The organism is Modicisalibacter radicis (assembly GCF_900961225.1).
Lineage (GTDB): Bacteria > Pseudomonadota > Gammaproteobacteria > Pseudomonadales > Halomonadaceae > Modicisalibacter.
In genome coordinates this window covers 187,931-208,853 of the sequence record NZ_CAAHFN010000065.1, presented here as the reverse complement: position 1 = coordinate 208,853, position 20,923 = coordinate 187,931, and the positions used below count along the sequence as shown (strand labels likewise).

Below are 20,923 nucleotides of genomic sequence, written 5' to 3'. Positions count from 1 at the left end.
CTGATTGTCGTTTCCGTTCGCCCGGTTCAGGGGAACCGGTCATCCGAGTGGGAGTCTTGCCGCGGCGGCTGCATGCTGCGTTGCGAAATCCAGCCGCCGCATCCGCTCGGGCGTACCGTATTTTCGATACGGATTGCGACGACGTCCGTTTGGCTACAGGGCTTTCCATTCAGCTTGAAAACCGGCTGTAAAACAGTCGTTTTAACGTCGCCATGTAAGCCAATATGGCCCATGGTTATGGGGTTCAACAATCATCACTTGGGGGCAGTGGGAGTTGTAGCTCGACTACATGAGCGCCGATGGCCGCCGCTTTCATGTAGTGTTATTTCCTGGGAGAGGCGGAGGTGGGAGAGTCAGTCGGCTAGGGCCAGGCGCATATTGCGATGCAAAATTCCAGCGTCGAGAAACTCGCCGCCATAAGCTTCGAAACCCAGTCGCCGGTAGAAGGCCAGGGCGTGGGTCTGGGCGGCGAGTTCGGCGTGGTCATGGCCACGCTCACGCGCCGCCGCGATCGCCGCCTGCATCAGGGCCAGGCCGATGCCGCGTCCGCGCCCCGTGGCGAGCACCGCGACGCGACCGATATGGCCGTCGGGCAACAGCCGGGCGGTACCCACCGGCCGGGCATCGAGCCAGGCCAGGAAGTGCAGGCATCCATCGTCGCGGCCGTCCCACTCCTCTTCCTGCGGCACGGCCTGCTCCTCGATGAACACCCGGCGGCGTATCTCGCCGGCCCGTTCACCGAGCCGACGCCAGTCGCCCTGTTCGATGCGCAATGATGCGGTGCTCATGCCCCGTCCTCGCTGTAGTCGTCATCCTCGTCATGCGCCGGCCAGCTCAGGCTGCCGCGGCCGAGCAACTGCAGCAGCAGCCGGGTGGCGTCGGGGAATTCGAGCAGCCTGGCATCGAGGGGGGCGTCGCCGGCCAGCCAGCGAGCCAGCTCGAGCGGACAGTCGAGACCGTCGCCGTCGACGAACAGCGTCGCTCGGGGCTCGTCATGGCCACGGTAGGCGAAGCGCGACCCGGGGGTCCGTTCGAGCACCTCGCCGGCCTGTAGTTCAGCGACAAGCGTGTCGACCTCGGTCGGGTAGTCGCTGGCGACGGGGTGATCGGGATACTTGGGTTGGGTCATCGCCCGGCCGAACCACTGCATGAGCTGCGCCGGGTCGTCGAGGGTGTCGAGGATCAGCGCGCGCATGCGGGCCAGTGCCGCATCGTCGATCTCGCCCGGGTGCGATGGAGCAGCGAGGTCGGGGTCGGCATAGCGCCGCGACTCGGGGAGCTGCTCGCCGAGATAGTCGGCGAACGAGGTGATCGACTCGTCGGCGGACAGCGCGCGGAAGCCCACCGAGAAGGTCATGCAGTCCTCGCTGCGACTGACGCCGTGATGGGCGATGCCGGGCGGCAGGTAGAGCATGTCGCCGGGCTCCAGCAGCCAGTCCTCGGCGGGCTGGACCTCGAAGTGCGCGAGGATGCGCAGATCGATACCGTCAATGATCGGCGCATCCTCGGCGACCGGCCCGCCGAGCTGCCAGTGACGGCTGCCGCTGCCCTGGAGCAGGAACACGTCGTACTGATCGACATGCGGCCCGACGCTGCCGCCGGGGGGCGCATAGCTGACCATCACGTCGTCGAGCCGCCAGCGCGGCAGGAAGTGAAAGGCCTCGAGCAAGTCGCTGACCGCCGGCACGTAGTGGTCGACGGCCTGGACCAGCAGCGACCAGTCGCGCTCGGGCAGCCGCGCGAAGGTGTCCTCGTCGAACGGGCCGTGGGTGACCCGCCAGGGGGCGGGACGCCCCTGGTCATCGCGGCCGTGCTCCTCGACCAGACGGGCTTCGATGCCCTCTTCGCAGGCCAGCCCGGCGAGTTCGTCGGGGCTGAGCGGCGTTTCGAAGTCGGGCAGGGCGCCGCGGATCAACAGCGGCCGCTTCTGCCAGTAATCGGCGAGAAACTGCGCGGCGGTCAGGCCGCCGAGTAGGGTCAGCGGGGTATTGGCGGGCATGGCTTCCTCGCGGTGCTGAGGGTGGCTTGCGGGGCGTCGCGCTTACAGCTCTCGGGCCTGTTGCGCGGCGTTGCCCACGTAGGTGGCCGGGGTCAGCGCGCGCAGCTCGCGCTTGGCCTCGTCGGGCAGCGCCAGGCTGTCGATGAAGGCGGCGAAGCCGGCCTGGTCGATACGCTTGCCGCGGGTCAGCTCCTTGAGCTTCTCGTAGGGCTTCTCGATGCCGTAGCGGCGCATCACGGTCTGGATCGGTTCGGCGAGCACTTCCCAGCTGTTGTCGAGGTCTTCCGCCAGGCGCTGCGGGTTGGCCTCGAGCTTGCCGATCCCCTTGAGCGTAGCGTGATAGGCGATCAGGCCATAGGCCAGGCCGACGCCCAGGTTGCGCAGCACGGTGGAGTCGGTGAGATCGCGCTGCCAGCGCGAGATCGGCAGCTTCTGGGCCAGGTGGCCGAGGATCGCGTTGGCCAGCCCCAGGTTGCCTTCGGCGTTCTCGAAGTCGATGGGGTTGACCTTGTGCGGCATGGTCGACGAGCCGATCTCGCCCTCGACCGTGCGCTGCTTGAAATACCCCAGCGAGATGTAGCCCCAGACGTCGCGGTCGAAGTCGATGAGCACGGTATGGAAACGGCAGACGGCGTCGAACAGCTCGGCGATGTAGTCGTGGGGTTCGATCTGGGTGGTATAGGGGTTGAACTTAAGCCCGAGGCCCTCGACGAACAGTCGCGCGTTCTCGGCCCAGTCGATCTCCGGGTAGGTCGTCAGGTGAGCGTTGTAGTTGCCCACCGCGCCGTTGATCTTGCCCAGCTGCTCGGCGGCTTCGATCTGGCCGAGCTGGCGGCGCAGGCGGTAGGCGACGTTGGCCATCTCCTTGCCCAGCGTGGTCGGGCTGGCGGTCTGGCCGTGGGTGCGCGAGAGCATCGGCTGGTCGGCGTGTTCATGGGCCAGGCGCTCGACCGCGGCGACGATCTCGCCCATCACCGGCCGCAAAACGCCGAGGCCGTCCTTGAGCATCAGCCCGTAGGCGAGGTTGTTGATGTCCTCGCTGGTGCAGGCGAAATGGATGAACTCGGTGACCGCATGCAGCTCGGGAAACTCGGCGACCCGTTCCTTGAGGAAGTACTCGACCGCCTTGACGTCGTGGTTGGTGGTGCGCTCGATGGTCTTGATGCGCTCGGCGTCGGCCACCGAGAAGTCGCCGACCAGGGTGTTCAGGAAGGCCGTGGCCTCGGCGGACAGCGGCGGGACTTCGGTGACTTGCGGATGCGCGGCGAGGCGCTCCAGCCAGCGCACTTCGACGGTAACCCGGGCGCGGATCAGGCCGAATTCACTGAAATGTTCGCGCAGGGCCCGGGTCTTGGTCTCGTAGCGGCCATCGACGGGAGAGAGTGCGGTAAGCGGAGAGAGCTGCATGGTGTCATCCGGAGAGTCAGGGCGCCTCGGCGCCGTCGGTTCAAGGTAAGGGTGGCCTGGCGACGTATCTAGAGCCGGTCGAGGGCCTTCTTCATGGCGTTGCGCTGCATGAGCAGTTTCCAGCGCCGCCCGCCCTGCTGGTGCCAGAGCAGGGCGAAGCGTATCCCGGCGAGCAGCGCCGTGCGCACCCGCTCGGGCATCATGCGCTGCTGAAGCAGGCTGGGTTCGCCCTGGACCACGATACGCTGGCGAAACGTCGAGATGGTGTCCTGGTAGATTTCGCCGAGGCTGGCGACGACGTTCTCGTGGGTATCGCCGAAGTGCCTGGCCTGCTCCTGGACGCGCGACAGCCGCTCGCCCAGGGTGTCGAGCATCGCCGGCTGCTTGCGCAATTTCTGCATCAGCAGCAGCAGGGTGAAGCCGTAGCGCAGCACGGCCGGGTCGGTGCGCTCGCGGCCGACCACGGCGTTGAGGACATCGAGACCCTGGCGCAGGTTGTTGGGATGGCCGCCGTAGATCGCCTCGAAACTTTCCGGGTCGGTGTCGACGGTGGCGCGGATCAGGGTTTCCCAGCTGCGCTCGTCGGCCTGACCGTGGCGTGCCAGCTGGTCGACCACCGCCGCCGCCTGGAAGACGCCGGCCAGGGCCAGCGTTTGCCGCATGATCGGGTCGTCGGGGGCGGTATGAATGGGCGTGGCGTTCATGCGGCTAACGTCTCCCGTTGCCAGGTGGCGCGAATAACCCCGCCGCCCAGGCAGATGTCATCGTCGTAGAGGACCAGCGACTGGCCGGGGGTGACCGCGCGCTGGGGCGAATCGAAGATCACCTCGACGCCGCCGTCGTCGCGGACGGCCACGCGGCAGGGAACGTCGGCCTGGCGATAGCGGGTCTTGGCGGTGAGCCGCCGCTCGGCCGCCGGGGCGCCGCCGGCCACCGGAGTGCCGGCCACCCAGTCCATGGGCTCGGTGACCAGGGCGTCGCTGTACAGCAGCGGATGGTGCTTGCCCTGCACCACGGTCAACACGTTGTTGTCGAGGTCCTTGCCGGCCACGTACCAGGGGGCGTCCGGATAGTCGGCCAGACCGCCGATGCCCAGCCCCTGGCGCTGGCCCAGGGTGTAGTACATCAAGCCCATGTGCTCGCCGATGACGTCGCCCTCGGGAGTGGCGATCCGACCCGGCTGGGCCGGCAGGTACTGCTGCAGGAAGTCGCGGAAGCGACGCTCGCCGATGAAGCAGATGCCGGTGGAGTCCTTCTTGCGTGCGGTCACCAGGTCATGGCGTTCGGCGAGCTCGCGCACCCGCGGCTTCTCCAGTTCGCCGACCGGGAACAGCGTACGGGCGATGGCATCCTCGGCCACCGCATGCAGGAAGTAGCTCTGGTCCTTGTTGGCGTCGAGGCCCTTGAGCAGTCGCTCGCGACCGCCGCGCGTGCCCCGGCGGACGTAATGCCCGGTGGCGATCGAGTCGGCGCCGAGCATCTCGGCATACTCGAGAAAGACCTTGAACTTGATCTCGCGGTTGCACAGCACGTCCGGGTTGGGCGTGCGCCCGGCGCGATACTCGGCCAGGAAGTGCTCGAACACGTTGTCCCAGTATTCGGCGGCGAAGTTGGCGGTGTGCAGGGGAATGCCGAGCCTGTCGCACACGGCCTGGGCATCCGCCAGGTCGTCCTTGGCGGTACAATACTCGGTGCCGTCATCCTCGTCCCAGTTCTTCATGAACAACCCCTCGACCCGATAGCCCTGCTCGAGCAGCAGCAGTGCGGAAACGGACGAGTCGACACCGCCGGACATGCCGACGATGACCTTGCCGGCGGCGGGTGGCGCGGTGTGATGGGGCGATGCCGTGACTTGCGATGACATGGTCACTCTCGGCTGGAGACGTTGGAAAGCTGACTGACGAGAACTGGCTGTCGAGAAAGAATGCGCGAGATTATACCTGAAAGCGGTGCATCGCTTCGAGCGTCAACGCTCCTGGATCACCTCGAGCGGAAAAAGCCGGCCGCCGCGCAGGTCGCGGATGCGGCGCATTACCAGCGGGCTGCGCAGTCGCCGGGCGCGATCGAGGTCGTCGATTTCGTCGATGGTCAGCCAGTGGGCGGCGAGGATGCCATCGTCGAGGGCATTGCCGAGATGCGCCAGCGCCGTGCCGACGAAGGCATGGCTATGAAACACCAGGCCATCGGCGGCGCTATAGGTATAAAGTCCCAGGTAGTCGGTGATGGCGACCTGCCAGGCGGCTTCTTCGCGGGTTTCGCGCACCGCGGCATCGATCAGCCGTTCATTGCGCTCCAGATGTCCGGCGGGTTGATTGAACTGGCTGAAAGGGCCGCCGCGATCCTCTTCGACCAGCAGGTAACGCCCGCTGCGCTCGATGACCGAGGCGACGGTGACTCGGGGCGACCAGCGGCTCATGAGCGCTTTCTCCGTGTCGGGCGGGGGGAGCGCCGCGCGGCGACGGGGGCGTGCAGCGTTTCGCGACGCCATTCGCCCGGCGCCAGTCCATCGAGCCGCCAGGGCCCGATGGCGACCCGCACCAGTCGCAGGGTCGGCAGCCCGACGTGGGCGGTCATCCTGCGCACCTGACGGTTGCGGCCTTCGCGCAGGGTCAATTCGAGCCAGTGGGTGGGTACCCGAGGGCGTTCACGGATCGGCGGGTGGCGTGGTGGAATGGCGGGTGGTGCGATGACGCGCACCTGGGCGGGGCGCGTCGGACCGTCGTTGAGCACGACACCTTCGCGCAGGGCACGCAGGGCCGAGGCGTCGGGATTGCCTTCGACCTGCACCCAGTAGGTCTTGGGTTGCTTGTGGCGCGGGTCGCTGATGCGCTGTATCAGTCCGCCATCCGCGGTGAGCAGCAGCAGGCCCTCCGAGTCGTAATCGAGCCGCCCCGCGGCATAGATGCCGGGGATGTCGATCAAGTCGGCCAGCGTGGCTCGGCCCCGATCGTCGGTGAACTGCGAGAGCGTGTGAAACGGCTTGTTGAGCAGGTACAGGTTACTCATCGGTTGTCCGGCGCTGGCAAGTGAAGCGACAGCCACAGGCTACCGCGTTCTCGAGGTGTTTGCGCTGCCGAGCGGCCCGCGTGATGGTCATGCGTATGCAATGAGCATGCTTATTTTCGTGGCTCCCTTGCAAGCGGGGCCTGGCGGACGCATCTTCAAGGCATCGGCCCGAGACAGTGGGACAAGGCCGATTCAGGGAACCCGTGCGTTCCTTGACGTTCTAATAAGTGCGTCAGTGCGCGTTCCGGCTTGTGCAGATGGATCCTGGCTCTTATGTTCAATAGAGACGAGAGAATGTCGATGGTTGATGCGGAACACCCCGATGCGAAGGCGATCCGGCGGTCCACTGCGGTCCGGTCGGGCATGACGCGCCCACCCGGGCACGAGCATGAGCCCGGACATGAAGAGGAGGGCGAGCTGTCGGTCAGGCCGGCGGACCCCGAGCTGGAAGAGCCGCCGCGTTACAAGGTGGTTTTACACAACGACGATTTCACTCCCATGGAGTTCGTCGTCGAAGTGCTGCAGACCTTCTTCAATATGGACCATGAAAAGTCCGTGCAGATCATGATGGCGGTACATACCCAAGGTAAAGCGACGTGCGGCATTTTCACCCGTGACATCGCGGAGACCAAGAGTCATCAGGTCAACCAGTACGCGCGAGAATGCCAGCATCCATTGCTGTGCGATATCGATAGGGCCGACTAACGTCTGGCAACGTGAAGTCTGGGGTTGCGAAACGCCCCAAAGTGCCCGATTGTGAAAGTGCCGACGATGCCTAGGCGGCGAGGAAGGGGACTGCCATGCTGAGCAAAGAACTTGAACTGACCCTGAACACGGCCTTTACGGTGGCGCGCTCCAAGCGTCATGAATTCATGACCGTCGAGCACCTGCTGTTGGCCCTTTTGGACAATGCCTCCGCGGCAGACGTTCTGCGTGCCTGCGGTGCCAACCTGGACAAGTTGCGCTCTGACCTGCAGGACTTCATCAACTCCACCACTCCGCTGATCCCCGAGGATCAGGAGGATCGTGAAACACAGCCCACGCTGGGCTTCCAGCGGGTGCTGCAGCGTGCGGTCTTCCACGTGCAGTCATCCGGCAAGTCGGAAGTGACCGGTGCCAACGTCCTGGTGGCGATCTTCTCCGAGCAGGAGAGCCAGGCGGTCTATTTCCTCAAGCAGCAGAATGTGGCGCGCGTGGACGCGGTCAACTATATCGCCCACGGTATTTCCAAGGTGGCCGGCCATGGCCAGAACCCGTCGCCGTCACAGGACGCCGAGGAGGGTGAAGAGGGAATGAGCGAAGGCAACACTCACCCGTTGACCGGCTATGCCACCAACCTCAACGAGCAGGCGCGGCTCGGCAAGATCGATCCGCTGATCGGTCGCGACCATGAGCTCGAGCGCACCGTGCAGATTCTTGCACGTCGCCGCAAGAACAACCCGCTGCTGGTCGGCGAGGCCGGCGTCGGCAAGACGGCGATCGCCGAAGGGCTGGCCAAGCGCATCGTCGAGGAGGACGTGCCCGACGTCATCAGCGATGGCGTGGTCTATGCGCTGGACATGGGCGCGCTGCTGGCCGGCACCAAGTATCGCGGCGACTTCGAGAAGCGTCTCAAGGGCCTGCTGGCCGAGCTCAAGAAGCAGCCCAACGCGATCCTGTTCATCGACGAGATCCACACCGTGATCGGCGCCGGTGCGGCATCCGGCGGGGTGATGGATGCCTCCAACCTGCTCAAGCCGTTGCTGTCCTCCGGTGAGCTGCGCTGCATCGGCTCGACCACGTTCCAGGAGTTCCGCGGCATCTTCGAGAAGGATCGAGCGCTGGCGCGGCGTTTCCAGAAGGTCGACGTGCTCGAGCCCTCGGTGGAAGACACCATTCGCATCCTCAAGGGGCTGCGCGGACGTTTCGAGGAGCATCATCAGCTCAAGTACACCGATGCCGCGCTGGACAGCGCCGTGCGGCTGGCGGATCGCTACATCAACGACCGTCACCTGCCCGACAAGGCGATCGACGTCATCGACGAGGCGGGCGCGCACCAGCGTCTGCTGCCGCCGGAGGTGCGTATCGATACCATCGACGTCGAGCAGGTCGAAGCGATCGTCGCCTCGATCGCCAGGATTCCGCCGAAGAGCGTGTCGAGTTCGGATCGCAAGCTGCTGTCCAACCTGGACCGCGACCTCAAGATGCTGGTCTTCGGCCAGGACGAGGCGATCGACAGCCTGGCCTCGGCCATCAAGCTGTCGCGCGCCGGGCTCAAGTCCCCCGACAAGCCGGTCGGCAGCTTCCTGTTCTCCGGGCCGACCGGGGTCGGCAAGACCGAGGTGGCGCGTCAGCTTTCGCAGCTGATGGGCATCGAGCTGGTGCGCTTCGACATGTCCGAGTACATGGAGCGGCATACCGTCTCGCGGCTGATCGGTGCGCCGCCGGGCTATGTCGGCTACGACCAGGGCGGTCTGCTGACCGAGGCGATCACCAAGCAGCCGCACTGCGTGCTGCTGCTCGACGAGATCGAGAAGGCGCATCCGGAAGTCTTCAACCTGCTGCTGCAGGTCATGGACCACGGACGGCTGACCGACAACAACGGTCGCGAGGCGGATTTCCGTCACGTGATCCTGGTGATGACCTCCAACGCCGGGGCCGAGCAGATCGCCCGCCGTTCGATCGGCTTCCAGACTCAGGATCACTCCACCGATGGCATGGAGGTCATTCGCAAGACCTTCACGCCGGAGTTCCGCAACCGGCTCGACGGCATCATCCAGTTCCATGGCCTGGCGCCGGAAGTGGTACGTAACGTGGTCGACAAGTTCCTGGTCGAGCTCCAGGCGCAACTCGACGAGAAGCGCGTCCAGCTCGACGTCGACGAGGCGGCCCGGCTGTGGTTGGCCGAGCGCGGCTACGACCCGGAGATGGGCGCCCGGCCGATGGCCCGGGTGATCCAGGAAAAGCTCAAGAAGCCGCTGGCCGAGTTGATCCTGTTCGGGGAGCTGGCCGAAAACGGAGGCGTGGTGCATGTCACCGTGGAGGACGACGAGCTGCAACTGGCCACCGAGGCCGAGATAGCCTGAAGCGCCGCCGGGACGCCGCCAGGGCTCCCGGCAGGCCCGTCAGCCTGCATGGCGCCTCGTCGGTAAGCGACGGGGCGTTTCTCATCGAGGCCTTGAGGCCGGTCGAGGGGCTTGCAAATCGGCTGCCGGCTCGGGGGTTCGAGTCGGCGGGCGGGGCGTCGGGCCGGTATCGGAGCCTGGCCTGTGCGTCCCTCTCTGCGGTTCGTTGTGGCGAGGAAGGTGAGTTCGTCCTTCAGCGTGAACGGTAGACGATGCGGCCCTTGGAAAGGTCGTAGGGGGTCAGTTCGACCTTGACCTTGTCGCCGGTCAGGATGCGGATGTAGTTCTTGCGCATCTTGCCCGAGATGTGAGCCGTCACCACATGGCCGTTTTCAAGTTCGACGCGGAACATGGTGTTGGGCAGGGTGTCGACGACGACGCCTTCCATCTCGATGTGATCTTCTCGTGCCATATTAGGCGAATCCTCCACTGGGTTGCGATAACGCGATGGCGATGTTCGTCGCGCGCGAATGCCGTCGCTGATCAAGATAGCCCGTTATTCTGCCGCATGCCGCGCGTCAAGGCAAAGAAAGCGTATTGTCCTACAGCGGAATGGCGCGTCGCCAATGGCGTCCGTCGAGGAACTCCAGCGGCTGGAAGGAGTGCTTGTAGTTCATCTTCGGCGATTCGCGTATCCAGTAGCCCAGGTAGACGTGGGGCAGGTGCAGGCGATGCGCCATGGCGACCTGCTGCAGCACCGCATAGGTGCCGAGTGAACGGCGTTGGTGTTCCGGCGAGGGATCGAAGAACGTATAGATGGCCGACAGTCCGTGGCTGAGCACGTCGATGGCGGCGACTGCCAGCAGCTGCCGATCGTGACGGAACTCGAGTAGCCGCGCATAGGGGTGGTCGAGTGTCAGGAAGGTGCGATATTGCTCATGGCTGGGTGGATACATGTCGCCATCGGCGTGCCGGTCACGGATGTAGCGCGCGTAGAGGGCATAGTGCTCGGCGTCGAAGACCGCCGGGCGCTCATGTACCTCGAGATCGCCGTTGCGTCGCAACAGCTTGCGCTGGGTGCGGTTGGGCGCGAACTCGGCGACGGGAATGCGGACAGAGATGCAGGCGCTACAGCCCTCGCAATGCGGCCGATAGAGATGACGGCCGCTGCGCCGGAAGCCGAGCAGGGCCAGCGCGTCGTAGACGCCCTGGCCGGGCGATTCCTGCGGGTCGAGAAACAGCGTGGTGGCTTCGCGGTCGGGGAGATAGCTGCACGCATGGGGCACCGTCAGGAAAAAGCGCAGATCCCGGGCCGGCTGCTGTGGAGCGCGACTGCTCACGATCACGAACTCCTCACTCGCTGGATGACGGGGGCAGCGCCCAGTTCAGTGCCGGCACGCCGGCATACTGGTCAAGATAGTCGATGAAGCGGGGACGGGCGATGTCGCAGGCGCCCAGGCTGGCCAGGTGGGCGGTATGCATCTGGCAGTCGATGATTCCCCCGCCCCCGGCCTGGAGATGCTGGGCGAGATGCACCAGCGCTGCCTTCGATGCATCGCTCTCGAGGCTGAACATCGATTCGCCGAAGAAGGCCCGGCCCAAAGCCACGCCGTAGAGCCCGCCGATCAGACGGCCGGCGCGCCAGACTTCCACGGAATGGGCGTGGCCCAGCCGATGCAACCGTCGGTAGGCGGCCTGCATGGGTTCGGTGATCCAGGTGCCCTCGGCGTCGCTGCGCAGTTCGGCACAGGCTGCGATGACGTCGTCGAACGCTTGGTCGCGGGTAAACTCGAAGCCGCCGTTTCGCAAGCGCTTGGCGAGACTGCGGCGAATGCGCAGCGCTTCCGGAAACAGCACCATGCGTGGATCGGGGCTCCACCATAGAATCGGCTGGTCGTCGGAAAACCAGGGGAAAATACCGCGACGGTACGCCGCGACCAGCCATTCCGAGGTCAGCGCGCCACCGGCGGCAAGCAAGCCGTTGGGTTCGTCGAGGGCCAGGTCGAGGTCGGGAAAGCGAACCGGATGAGCGGGTAACCAGGGCAGCATGAGTCGAGCCATGTGGCGGGATGAGTCGTGTCGAAGCCTGCCAAGTTTGCCGTTGCTAACCCGACGACTCAATGCCGCGGCGCATTTTTGTAGCCAACGGGAGCGCGCTGCCCCTGTGACCGGTCGGTCAGGCTCGGTATGATGGCGGCTTGGGTGAACATAACCGGTCAGACGAGGCCGGCGGTGGCGGACAGGCGCGCCTCGAGCCGCACCGCCGGTGATGTGAAGGGGGTAGGGCCTTTTGAGTGTCGACAAGAAAACCCCGGGGCGTCGCGAGACGGCGGCCCAGGCCAGGGAGCGTGCCCGCCGCATCGGGGTGCACCTGCAGGGCGCATCCCGCGAGGGCGTGATCATCCTGCTGCTGGCGGGCTGCGTGTTTTTGCTGCTGGCACTGTTCAGTTACGTGCCCGCCGACCCCGGTTGGTCGCAGAGCGGCCCCGAGCAGGGTGTCGATAACTGGATGGGGGCGGTCGGCGCCTGGTTGGCCGACGTGCTGTATTCGCTGTTCGGCGCCAGCGCGCTATGGTGGCCCGGCATGCTGGGCTTCGCCGCCTGGCGGTTGATGCGGCGCCGCGAAGTGCGCGTCGAGTGGGACGCCACGGCGCTGGCGGTGCGCGCGGCCGGGCTGGTGCTGCTGCTGCTGGCGACCACCAGCCTGGGGTCGCTGCATTTCTTCAACCCGGCCAGCGAGCTGCCCTACAAGGCCGGCGGCATCCTCGGCGAGGGCCTGAGCGAGGCACTGCAGCCGCTGGTCGGCCTGCGTGGAGCGACGCTGCTGGCGCTGGCGGCGTTCCTGTGCGGCTTTCCGTTGTTCTCGGGGCTCTCCTGGCTTTCCGTCATGGATGAGCTGGGCCTGCGGGCACAGCGCGCATGGGCCTGGCTCGGCCGGCAGTTCGGCGGCACGCGGGCCCGGACGAAGGGCGCCGATGACGCCTCGAGCGATGCAGCGTCCGAGCCTGCCGAAGAACCCGCTCGCTCGGCGGCCGCTGATGGCACGCCGCCCTGGTGGCGTCGCTGGCTGGGCAGGGGGCGTGGCGCCGGTTGGCAGACGGAGCCGGCGCTCGCCGGTGGTCAGCGCCTCGAACCGCAATTGCATGAAGCTCCCGAGAAGGCGCCGGCAAACGCCCGTTCGGCCGCTACGGCGCCCGGCGAGCCGTTGCGCGCCGAGCGCGACCGCGGGACCGACATACCCTGGGACGTGCCCGAGCGCACGCCTTCCGCCAAGCGTCCCGAGGCCGCCTATAGCGCCCAGGAAGCGCGCATCAGGGAGGCAACGACCCCGCGCGATGCCCCGGGCGTCGGCGCTGCGCCACGTGCCGCCGGCAATCACGCTGCCGGCGATGGTGTGTCGCGGCGCGCGCCGGAGACAGTCCCCGAACCGATCCTGCCCGATGACGACGAACCGCCGATTCCGACCGGCGTCGCACGGCCGATCAGTGCCGAGCCAGGGGATAAGGCGCCCGATGACGAGCGCTCGGGCAGGAGCGAGGGCAGCGGTCTCGCTGCCTCGGTTGGCGACGCCCCCCGGGATGCGGCGGCACGCGCCGACTCCGTGACCGCCCCCGCAGCGGACGCCCCGGCGGAGGACGCTTCATCCGCGGGGATGATGGCACGGCAGGAGCCGCGGGAGATCGACTGGACGGCGTGGAACGACGACGACGCGGATGTCGGGGACGATACCCGCGAGCCACGGCTGAGCTGGGACAGCGCGGCGAACGGCGATGTCCGGCATGAGCCGGTCGAGGACGGCTCTGCCGAGGTTCGCCGGCCGGCCGAGCCGATCGAGCCGGCCCGCCCGGACGACGATGACGAACCGGCGGTGCCGCGTGTCGCCACCGCCGAGCAGGCCCAGGCGGCTGCCGACGACCCGCAGGGGCCGGCGTTGTGGACGGTCGAGCACCTGCAGAGCCAGCGTCCGGTCATGAGTAACATGCCAGAGCCGGATGGCGAGTTCCCATCGCTGCGGTTGCTGACGCCACCCGACCCGCAGCAGCCCAACTACACGCCGGATCAGCTCGCCGACATGGCCGAGCTGCTCGAGACACGACTGCGCGAGTACGGCGTCAAGGCGGAAGTCGTCGAGACCTGGCCCGGGCCGGTGATCACGCGCTTCGAGATCAAGCCCGCCGCCGGCGTGAAGGTGTCGAAGATCAGCAATCTGGCCAAGGACTTGGCGCGCTCGCTGATGGTCAAGAGCGTCCGGGTGGTCGAGATCATTCCCGGGAAGCCGACCGTGGGCATCGAGATCCCCAATCCCAACCGGGCAATGATCCGGCTGCGCGAGGTGATCGACTCCGACGCCTACCAGCAGGCCGCTTCGCCGCTGACCCTGGCGCTGGGCCACGACATCGGCGGCGCGCCGGTGGTCGCCAACCTGGGCAAGATGCCCCACCTGCTGGTCGCCGGTACCACCGGTTCGGGCAAGTCGGTGGGCGTCAACGGCATGCTGATCTCGATGCTGCTCAAGGCCTCGCCGGACGACGTGCGGATGATCATGGTCGATCCCAAGATGCTCGAACTGTCGGTCTACGACGGTATCCCGCACCTGCTGGCGCCGGTGGTCACCGACATGAAGGAGGCCGCCAACGGCCTGCGCTGGTGCGTCGCCGAAATGGAGCGGCGCTACAAGCTGATGGCGGCGATGGGCGTGCGCAACATCGCCGGCTTCAACGCCAAGCTCGACGAGGCCGAGCGTGCCGGGGCCCAGGTCGCCGACCCGTTGTGGGAGCCGCAGCCCTGGCAGATGCACGAGCAGCCGCCGGTGCTCGAGAAGCTGCCCTACATCGTGGTGGTGATCGACGAGTTCGCCGACATGTTCATGATCGTCGGCAAGAAGGTCGAGGAGTTGATCGCGCGGCTGGCACAGAAGGCGCGTGCCGCGGGCATCCACCTGATACTCGCCACCCAGCGGCCGTCGGTGGATGTGGTCACCGGTCTGATCAAGGCCAACATTCCCACGCGAATGGCGTTTCAGGTTTCCTCGAAGGTCGATTCGCGGACGATTCTCGATCAGGGCGGCGCCGAGGCGCTGCTCGGCCACGGCGACATGCTCTATCTACCGGCCGGAGCCGGCATGCCGACCCGCGTGCACGGCGCCTTCGTCGACGACGACGAGGTCCACCGCGTGGTCGAGGACTGGAAGCGCCGTGGCGAGCCGGAGTATATCGAGGAGATTCTCACCGGCGGCGTCAACGCCGATGCCCTGACTGGCCTGGAAGCCGAGAGCGGCGGCGACGGTGATGCCGAGCAGGACGCCCTCTACGACGAGGCGGTGATGTTCGTCACCGAGTCGCGCCGGGCCTCGATCTCGGCCGTTCAGCGACGCTTCAAGATCGGCTACAACCGGGCGGCGCGGCTGGTCGAGGCGATGGAGGTCGCACGGGTGGTGTCGTCGATGGGCACCAACGGCAGTCGCGAGGTATTGGCCCCGCCGCCGGCGGGTGACTAGCCATGCTCTGTGCAAGCAATGAGGAAGCCGGTGCCGGACTGAAACGTCACCGCGCCGGCGCTGTCTATCGGGACTACAGCGGTCGAGCGCCGCCTCGAATCGATTGGAACCAAGGAGAAGGCATGAAAAGGATCAAGACCCTGGCCGCGCTGGCGATCGTGGTGCTGCTGGCGCCGCTGACGGCGAGTGCCGACTCGCAGGCGGCCTCGCGGCTGGCGCAGCTGCTCGAGCCGCTCAAGACCTACGAGGCCAGCTTCGAGCAACTGATCCTCGATGGCAGCGGCAATCGCCTGCAGCGTACCGAGGGCAGGATGTGGCTGTCGCGGCCCGGACGCTTCCGCTGGGAAGTCAACGAGCCCTATCGGCAGACCGTGGTTTCGGACGGGGAAAAGATCTACCTGCACGACCCCGACCTCGAGCAGGTCTCGATCCAGCCGCTGGACACCCGCGTCACGCATACCCCGGCCCTGCTGCTGTCCGGCAGCGCCGACGCATTGACCGAGAACTACCGCGTATCCCGCGCCCAGCAGGGCGCCGCGGAAACCTTCACCCTGGTGCCCACGACCCCCGATACGCTGTTCGAGTCGCTCAAGCTGACGTTTCATGGCGAAACCTTCGATGCCCTGCAGATGCTCGACAGCACCGGCCAGGAAACCAAGATCAGTTTCGACGAGGTCAACATAAACCCGTCGCTGGACGACTCGCGCTTCGCCTTCGAGATCCCCGAGGGGGCGGATGTGATTCGCGAGGGCTGACGACGCGGCCCCAAGCGATAGCGACTGCTCGCTAGTCGGAACGAGCCCGGCAGATCGATCTGCCGGGCTCGTTCATGTTCGGTCCGCTCAAGACTCGGATGCCCCGCGGTCGGCCTGGGCGTCGAGTTCGGCGCGATAGTCGAGCATCTGCTTGAAGCGTTTTTCCTGACCCTGGTCGCTGGGCATGAAGAATCGCCGGGACGACAGGTCGGCGGGCCAGCAGTCATGCGCACGACCCGCCGGATAGCCCTGAGGTTCGTCGTGCGCGTAACGATAGCCTTCACCGTGGCCGAGCGAAGCCATCAGTTTGGTGGGGGCGTTGCGCAGATAGCTGGGCACCTCGAAGTCGGGGTTTTCGGCAACGAAGCCCTTGGCACTGCTCCAGGCCTGGTCGATGGCGTTGCTCTTGGGGGACACGGCGAGATGGATCGCGGCGTGGGCGATGGCGCGCTGACCTTCATAATCGCCCAGCCGCAGGTAGGCATCCCAGGCCGCGATGACCAGCGGCAGGGCGCGCGGTTCGGCGTTGCCGACGTCTTCCGAGGCGATCGCCGCCAGGCGGCGGACCACGTCCAGGGGGTCGCCGCCGCCCTGCATGAACTGCGCCATGTAAAGCAACGCCGCATCCACGCGCGACGAGCGGATCGACTTGTGGATCGCCGACAGCAGGTCGTAGTAATGATCGCCCTGCTTGTCGAAGGCGCTGGCCTGGTAGCCGAGTACCTCGTCGAGCGCCTGTTTCTCGAGTATCTCCCGTTCGCCCTCCTGGCGGGTGAAGTCGCACGCGGTCTCGAGCAGGCCCAGCGCGCGCCGCGCGTCGCCGCTGCTGGCCCGGGCGAGGATCTCCAGGACTTCGGGGGCGGCACTGACCGAGCGCTTGCCGAGACCGCGCTCGGGATCCGCGAGGGCCCGTTGCAACACGTCCACCAGATCGGTCGCATCGAGTTTCTTGAGCACGTAGACCCGAGCCCGCGAGAGCAGCGCGGAGTTGACCTCGAAGGAGGGGTTCTCGGTGGTGGCGCCGATCAGCGTGAGCAGCCCTGATTCGACGTGCGGCAGCAGGGCGTCCTGCTGGCTCTTGTTGAGACGATGGATCTCGTCGAGAAACAGCACCGTGGGCCGTTGCTGCGCCTGGGCACCGCGCGCGCGCTCGACGGCCGCGCGCAGGTCCTTGACACCGGCCATCACCGCGGAGAGATGCTCGAGACTGGCCCCGGAGGCCTCGGCCAGAATCTCGGCGAGGGTGGTCTTGCCGACACCGGGCGGTCCCCACAGGATCATCGAGCGCAACTGGCCGGTTTCGGCCATGCGGCGTAGCGGCTTGCCGGGGCCGACCAGCGCTTGCTGGCCGATGTAGTCGTCGAGCCGCCGAGGGCGCATTCGATAGGCGAGTGGCGCGTTGTCGGCGCCTTGCTGACTGAAAAGATCCATAATGGGGTCGGCTCGTCGAGGAATCTGGAAGGCCGTTCGCATCATTCAACGAGCGTAACGGCGCCAATACCACTAGGTTTATACTTCGAGTTTATACATCAGGTCGTTGTCCGACATGGCGAGGGGCAGTTCGCAAGCGCTGCCTGACGCCGGTGACTTCAAGCCTGGATACACGCCACGGCACATTGCCTACATGGGTACTAATGCTTTAGTACTTCCCCTGTCGGTCCAGGCTCTAGCAGAGGAGGCTCTCACCATGCCAATGCTCAACCAACTGCGTCAGGATCATGCCAACATGGCGCGCCTGCTGCACGTGCTCTCGCTCAAGCATCGGACGCTGGACGCGGGCGAACGTCCCAATTTCCAGCTGGTGCGCGAGGTCGTCGACTTCATTCTCGATTACATGAGCGGGTTCACGGTGCCGTTGGAGCGTATCTTCGGCGAGCGCCTGGTGGAACGGATACCCGAGGTCAACGATCTCGTCGTGCGCCTGACCGCCGACTACGAGGCCCTGCACCAGCGGCTGATGCGTCTCTCCGACGATCTCGACATGATCCTGATGGATGCCATCGTGCCCATGGATCGCTTTGCCAACGACCTCCAGGCGTATCTGGAGGCCCATCGCGCCTATCTGCGCGCGGAGCGCGAGGAGCTGTTTCCGCTGATCCGCGAACACTTCGATGAAGCGGATCTGGCGAGCCTCGCCGGGGCGTTGCCGGAAGGGGCCCAGGAAAAACTGAGCCACCTTCAGGAGGCCTATCCCGAGCTCTACGCCGAATTTCGCGAAGCGCCATCGCCGCTCGAGTCCTGACTGTAAAAATAAACAGCCCGCGGATGCTTGGCAAGCCATCGAACCCGCACGACCTCGAGTGCGTTAGAATGGGGCCGTCAGGTTCGATGGGGGGTGACGATGGATCGCCTGCAGGCAATGCAGACCTTTCGCGCGGTGGTCGAGGCCGGCGGCTTTGCCGCGGGAGCGCGCAAGCTGGGTTTTTCGAATGCCATGGTCAGCAAGCAGGTGGCGCGTCTCGAGGCGCAACTGGGCGTCCGCCTGCTGACGCGCACCACGCGTCGCCTGCAGCTGACCGCCGAAGGCGAGCGCTACCTCAAGGGCGCCGGCCGGCTGCTCGATGAGTTGTGCGAACTCGAGGCCGGCCTAGGCGAGCAGCGCGGCGAGGTGCGCGGCCGGCTGAGGCTGTCGGCACCGCTGGATTTCGGAGTGCGCGAACTGATGCCCGCGTTGCAGGCGTTCGAACATCGCCACCCCGCGGTGCAGCTGGACGTCGTTCTCGAGGACCGGCGGGTCGATCTGCTGGCCGAGGATTTCGACCTGGCGGTGCGCATCGGCGAACTCGAGGACTCCAGTCTGATCGCCCGCCGGCTGATGACGATGCCCATGTACGTCTATGCCGCGCCCGCCTACCTGGCCGAACATGGCCGCCCCCGGCATCCCGATGAATTGCGTGGCCACCGCTGCCTGCATTACAGCCTGCAGCGCGCCGGGCCGAGCTGGAACTTCCAGGTCGACGGCAAGCCCTATCGCTATCGTTTTCGTCCGGTCTTGTCGTGCAACAACGGCCGGGCGCTGACCGAGGCGGCGATACGCGGCATGGGATTGGTCTACAAGCCGGCTTTTCTCGGCGAGCCCGAGGTCGCCCGTGGCCGATTGTCACGAGTGCTGGAGGCGTTCGTCACGCCGCCGGTGGGCGTCAATCTGCTGTATGCCGACCGCCAGTTGATGCCGGCCCGCCTGCAGGCGCTGGTCGAGACGCTGATCGGCCATTTCGACGAGGAGGCGGCATGCCCGGGCCGATCCTGATCTTCGATTCGGGGGTTGGCGGGCTCTCGGTCACCGCGGCGCTTCGGGCCCGGCTGCCGGCTGCGACGCTGGCCTATGTCTGCGATAATGCGATGCTGCCGTATGGCACCAAGTCCGACGATTGGCTGGTGTCGCGCATCGTCGAAACCTGCGTCAGCGCGGTCGGGGCGAGTGGTGCCGCGGTGCTGGTGGTGGCCTGCAATACCGCGAGCACGCTGGCCCTGCGTGAACTGAGGGCGCGGCTGGAGATCCCCGTGGTGGGCACCGTACCGGCGATCAAGCCGGCGGCGCAGCTTTCGGTCTCGCGGGTCATCGGCCTGCTGGCGACCTCGGCGACGGTCAATCGGGCCTATACGCAAACCCTGATCGCGGACTTTGCCGCGGATTGCCGGATCGTGCGGGTCGCCGCGGATGGCCTGGTCGGCGAGGCCGAGCGTCAGCTCGCGGGGCTGGCGCCGGATGACGGCGCACTCGAGGCTGCCCTGGCGCCGCTGTGGATAGATGCCGCGCTCGATACCGTGGTGCTCGGCTGCACGCACTTCCCGCTCCTGCGTCGACGGCTGGAAGCCAGTGCACCACGAGCGATCAACTGGGTCGACTCCGGCGAAGCGATCGCGCGTCGGGTGGCCAGCGTGCTCGATGGCTCCGGCTATGTCCGGGGCCGCGAAGGCCGCGCCTGGGCGAGCGCTCCCGGGCCGGTGCTGGCGGCGACCCTGGCCGGTTACGGCTTTACCGCGCTCGAAGCATTGTCCCTGTCTGACGAGACGCATATTCCTTCGCGCTGATCTTGCCTGCGCGCTTTCAACCGATCCTACGCTTACAAGGAGCCTGCGTGGCCGTACCCGTTGTCGACCCCGAGCGCTATCCGGCGCAACTCGAAGCCAAGCGAACGCGTATCAGCCAACGCTTTGCCGCGCTCTCACCGCCGCCGCTGGAGGTCTTCGCCTCGCCGGCCAGCCACTATCGCATGCGCTGCGAGTTCCGCGTCTGGCATGAGGGCGACGATCTGTTCTATGCCATGTTCGAGGTCGATCCGCAGGATCCCAAGGGCAAGCGGGTGGTTCGCCTCGACCAGTACCCGGTGGCCGGCGAGACCATCAACGTGCTGATGCCGCGTCTGCTGGAGGCCATCCGCGATCGTCCCGTGCTGCGCCGCAAGCTGTTCCAGGCGGAATTCCTGACCACGTTGAGCGGCGAGGCACTGGTGACGCTGATCTACCATCGCCCGCTCGACGCGACGTGGGAGGCCGAGGCGCTGTGGTTGCAGGCGCATCTCGGCGTCTCGCTGATCGGCCGGGCGCGCAAGCAGCGGCGCGTGCTGGATCGCGATCATGTCTGGGAGTGTCTCATCGTCGATGGCACGACGCTTGTCTATCAGCAGGTCGAGAACAGCTTTACCCAGCCCAACGCCGAGATCAATCGCGCCATGCTCGGCTGGGCACGCTCGGCGACCCGCGATGGCCGCTCCGGCGACCTGGTCGAGCTGTATTGCGGCAACGGCAATTTCACGGTGGCGCTGGCCGGCAATTTCCGGCGGGTGCTGGCTACCGAGATTTCGCGTACCTCGGTGGCCTCGGCGCGGGTCAATCTCGCCGCCAACGGTATCGACAATGCGGTCGTGGCGCGGATGTCGGCGGAAGAGTTCGCCGAAGCGCTGGCCGGCGAAAGGCAGGGGCGGCGGGTTACCGAGATGGCGCTCGATGGCTACGACTTCACCACCGTGCTGGTCGACCCTCCGCGGGCGGGACTCGATGCGGCGAGCTGCGAACGGTTGCGCGACTATCCGCGCGTCGTCTACGTCTCGTGCAACCCGGAGACCCTGTTCGACAACCTCCAGCAGCTTCACGACACTCACCGTATCGCGCGTTTCGCGCTGTTCGACCAGTTTCCCTGGACCGACCACTGCGAATGCGGGGTCTTGCTCGAACGACGCTGAGCCCGGCATGCTGGCGGCCTGACAGCGCC

Annotated in this window: 19 protein-coding genes; 8 read left to right on the top strand and 11 right to left on the bottom strand. The window is 66.3% G+C overall.

All coding sequences use genetic code 11. From position 1 onward, the window contains the following. Positions 1-353: 353 nt before the first annotated feature. From HR9077_RS11655 to HR9077_RS11625, 7 genes are all read right to left on the bottom strand, one after another. A complete protein-coding gene (locus tag HR9077_RS11655; RefSeq protein ID WP_136067157.1) occupies positions 354-788 on the bottom strand; it encodes a GNAT family N-acetyltransferase in 435 nt (144 codons plus the stop codon). Then, positions 785-1,999 (bottom strand): cupin domain-containing protein, encoded by a 1,215-nt coding sequence (locus tag HR9077_RS11650; protein WP_136067156.1) that lies wholly within the window; start codon positions 1,997-1,999, stop codon positions 785-787. The genes HR9077_RS11655 and HR9077_RS11650 overlap by 4 nt, the downstream gene beginning before the upstream one ends. 42 nt (positions 2,000-2,041) lie before the next feature. Then, positions 2,042-3,406: an adenylosuccinate lyase gene (gene purB / locus HR9077_RS11645; protein WP_136067155.1), complete on the bottom strand. Its 1,365-nt coding sequence runs from the start codon at positions 3,404-3,406 to the stop codon at positions 2,042-2,044. Positions 3,407-3,474: 68 nt separating this feature from the next. Then, complete coding sequence (gene hflD / locus HR9077_RS11640; RefSeq protein WP_136067154.1) at positions 3,475-4,110, bottom strand: high frequency lysogenization protein HflD; 636 nt, start codon at positions 4,108-4,110, stop codon at positions 3,475-3,477. Next, positions 4,107-5,270 carry a tRNA 2-thiouridine(34) synthase MnmA gene (gene mnmA / locus HR9077_RS11635; protein WP_136067153.1) on the bottom strand — a complete coding sequence of 388 codons (1,164 nt, stop codon included), beginning with the start codon at positions 5,268-5,270 and terminating at the stop codon, positions 4,107-4,109. Before mnmA ends, hflD begins: the two co-directional genes overlap by 4 nt. 102 nt (positions 5,271-5,372) lie before the next feature. Then, positions 5,373-5,822 (bottom strand): NUDIX domain-containing protein, encoded by a 450-nt coding sequence (locus tag HR9077_RS11630; RefSeq protein WP_136067152.1) that lies wholly within the window; start codon positions 5,820-5,822, stop codon positions 5,373-5,375. Continuing rightward, on the bottom strand, positions 5,819-6,412 hold the full coding sequence (locus tag HR9077_RS11625) for a pseudouridine synthase (RefSeq protein ID WP_136067151.1): 594 nt from the start codon (positions 6,410-6,412) through the stop codon (positions 5,819-5,821). Before HR9077_RS11625 ends, HR9077_RS11630 begins: the two co-directional genes overlap by 4 nt. Before the next feature lie 300 nt (positions 6,413-6,712). Here HR9077_RS11625 and clpS point away from each other — a divergent pair, with 300 nt between their 5' ends. Beyond that, positions 6,713-7,117, top strand: coding sequence for an ATP-dependent Clp protease adapter ClpS (gene clpS / locus HR9077_RS11620; RefSeq protein WP_136067304.1), 405 nt, complete (start codon positions 6,713-6,715; stop codon positions 7,115-7,117). Between the two features lie 95 nt (positions 7,118-7,212). Continuing rightward, positions 7,213-9,477 (top strand): ATP-dependent Clp protease ATP-binding subunit ClpA, encoded by a 2,265-nt coding sequence (gene clpA / locus HR9077_RS11615; protein ID WP_136067150.1) that lies wholly within the window; start codon positions 7,213-7,215, stop codon positions 9,475-9,477. Between the two features lie 232 nt (positions 9,478-9,709). Here the strand turns inward: clpA and infA are convergent, their stop codons facing one another. From infA to aat, 3 genes are all read right to left on the bottom strand, one after another. Further along, positions 9,710-9,928: a translation initiation factor IF-1 gene (gene infA / locus HR9077_RS11610; protein WP_013332816.1), complete on the bottom strand. Its 219-nt coding sequence runs from the start codon at positions 9,926-9,928 to the stop codon at positions 9,710-9,712. A gap of 130 nt (positions 9,929-10,058) precedes the next feature. Beyond that, complete coding sequence (locus tag HR9077_RS11605) at positions 10,059-10,796, bottom strand: arginyltransferase (protein WP_136067149.1); 738 nt, start codon at positions 10,794-10,796, stop codon at positions 10,059-10,061. Between the two features lie 13 nt (positions 10,797-10,809). Next, positions 10,810-11,505, bottom strand: a complete 696-nt coding sequence (gene aat, locus HR9077_RS11600) for a leucyl/phenylalanyl-tRNA--protein transferase (RefSeq protein WP_136067303.1) — start codon at positions 11,503-11,505, stop codon at positions 10,810-10,812. A gap of 241 nt (positions 11,506-11,746) precedes the next feature. Here aat and HR9077_RS11595 point away from each other — a divergent pair, with 241 nt between their 5' ends. Together HR9077_RS11595 and lolA are read left to right on the top strand one after the other, a co-directional pair. Then, on the top strand, positions 11,747-14,953 hold the full coding sequence (locus HR9077_RS11595; RefSeq protein WP_244613165.1) for a DNA translocase FtsK: 3,207 nt from the start codon (positions 11,747-11,749) through the stop codon (positions 14,951-14,953). 122 nt (positions 14,954-15,075) lie between these two features. Continuing rightward, positions 15,076-15,708, top strand: a complete 633-nt coding sequence (gene lolA / locus HR9077_RS11590; RefSeq protein ID WP_136067148.1) for an outer membrane lipoprotein chaperone LolA — start codon at positions 15,076-15,078, stop codon at positions 15,706-15,708. A gap of 87 nt (positions 15,709-15,795) precedes the next feature. Here lolA and HR9077_RS11585 read toward each other — a convergent pair whose 3' ends face one another. Further along, positions 15,796-17,139 (bottom strand): replication-associated recombination protein A, encoded by a 1,344-nt coding sequence (locus HR9077_RS11585; RefSeq protein ID WP_136067147.1) that lies wholly within the window; start codon positions 17,137-17,139, stop codon positions 15,796-15,798. Between the two features lie 262 nt (positions 17,140-17,401). On the opposite strand from HR9077_RS11585, the gene HR9077_RS11580 reads away from it, so the two are divergent. From HR9077_RS11580 to trmA, 4 genes are all read left to right on the top strand, one after another. Next, complete coding sequence (locus HR9077_RS11580) at positions 17,402-17,950, top strand: hemerythrin domain-containing protein (protein WP_136067301.1); 549 nt, start codon at positions 17,402-17,404, stop codon at positions 17,948-17,950. Positions 17,951-18,049: 99 nt separating this feature from the next. Continuing rightward, complete coding sequence (locus HR9077_RS11575; RefSeq protein ID WP_136067146.1) at positions 18,050-18,958, top strand: LysR family transcriptional regulator; 909 nt, start codon at positions 18,050-18,052, stop codon at positions 18,956-18,958. Continuing rightward, complete coding sequence (murI, locus tag HR9077_RS11570; protein ID WP_136067145.1) at positions 18,940-19,743, top strand: glutamate racemase; 804 nt, start codon at positions 18,940-18,942, stop codon at positions 19,741-19,743. The genes HR9077_RS11575 and murI overlap by 19 nt, the downstream gene beginning before the upstream one ends. 47 nt (positions 19,744-19,790) lie before the next feature. Then, positions 19,791-20,894, top strand: a complete 1,104-nt coding sequence (gene trmA, locus HR9077_RS11565; RefSeq protein ID WP_136067144.1) for a tRNA (uridine(54)-C5)-methyltransferase TrmA — start codon at positions 19,791-19,793, stop codon at positions 20,892-20,894. Positions 20,895-20,923 lie beyond the last annotated feature (29 nt).

Bases quoted from the DNA above. Each gene is read 5' to 3' on its own strand.
- HR9077_RS11655 (WP_136067157.1), bottom strand. From the start codon at position 788: ATGAGCACCGCATCATTGCGCATCGAACAGGGCGACTGGCGTCGGCTC.
- HR9077_RS11650 (WP_136067156.1), bottom strand. From the start codon at position 1,999: ATGCCCGCCAATACCCCGCTGACCCTACTCGGCGGCCTGACCGCCGCG.
- purB (WP_136067155.1), bottom strand. From the start codon at position 3,406: ATGCAGCTCTCTCCGCTTACCGCACTCTCTCCCGTCGATGGCCGCTAC.
- hflD (WP_136067154.1), bottom strand. From the start codon at position 4,110: ATGAACGCCACGCCCATTCATACCGCCCCCGACGACCCGATCATGCGG.
- mnmA (WP_136067153.1), bottom strand. From the start codon at position 5,270: ATGTCATCGCAAGTCACGGCATCGCCCCATCACACCGCGCCACCCGCC.
- HR9077_RS11630 (WP_136067152.1), bottom strand. From the start codon at position 5,822: ATGAGCCGCTGGTCGCCCCGAGTCACCGTCGCCTCGGTCATCGAGCGC.
- HR9077_RS11625 (WP_136067151.1), bottom strand. From the start codon at position 6,412: ATGAGTAACCTGTACCTGCTCAACAAGCCGTTTCACACGCTCTCGCAG.
- clpS (WP_136067304.1), top strand. From the start codon at position 6,713: ATGGTTGATGCGGAACACCCCGATGCGAAGGCGATCCGGCGGTCCACT.
- clpA (WP_136067150.1), top strand. From the start codon at position 7,213: ATGCTGAGCAAAGAACTTGAACTGACCCTGAACACGGCCTTTACGGTG.
- infA (WP_013332816.1), bottom strand. From the start codon at position 9,928: ATGGCACGAGAAGATCACATCGAGATGGAAGGCGTCGTCGTCGACACC.
- aat (WP_136067303.1), bottom strand. From the start codon at position 11,505: ATGCTGCCCTGGTTACCCGCTCATCCGGTTCGCTTTCCCGACCTCGAC.
- lolA (WP_136067148.1), top strand. From the start codon at position 15,076: ATGAAAAGGATCAAGACCCTGGCCGCGCTGGCGATCGTGGTGCTGCTG.
- HR9077_RS11585 (WP_136067147.1), bottom strand. From the start codon at position 17,139: ATGGATCTTTTCAGTCAGCAAGGCGCCGACAACGCGCCACTCGCCTAT.
- HR9077_RS11580 (WP_136067301.1), top strand. From the start codon at position 17,402: ATGCTCAACCAACTGCGTCAGGATCATGCCAACATGGCGCGCCTGCTG.
- HR9077_RS11575 (WP_136067146.1), top strand. From the start codon at position 18,050: ATGGATCGCCTGCAGGCAATGCAGACCTTTCGCGCGGTGGTCGAGGCC.
- murI (WP_136067145.1), top strand. From the start codon at position 18,940: ATGCCCGGGCCGATCCTGATCTTCGATTCGGGGGTTGGCGGGCTCTCG.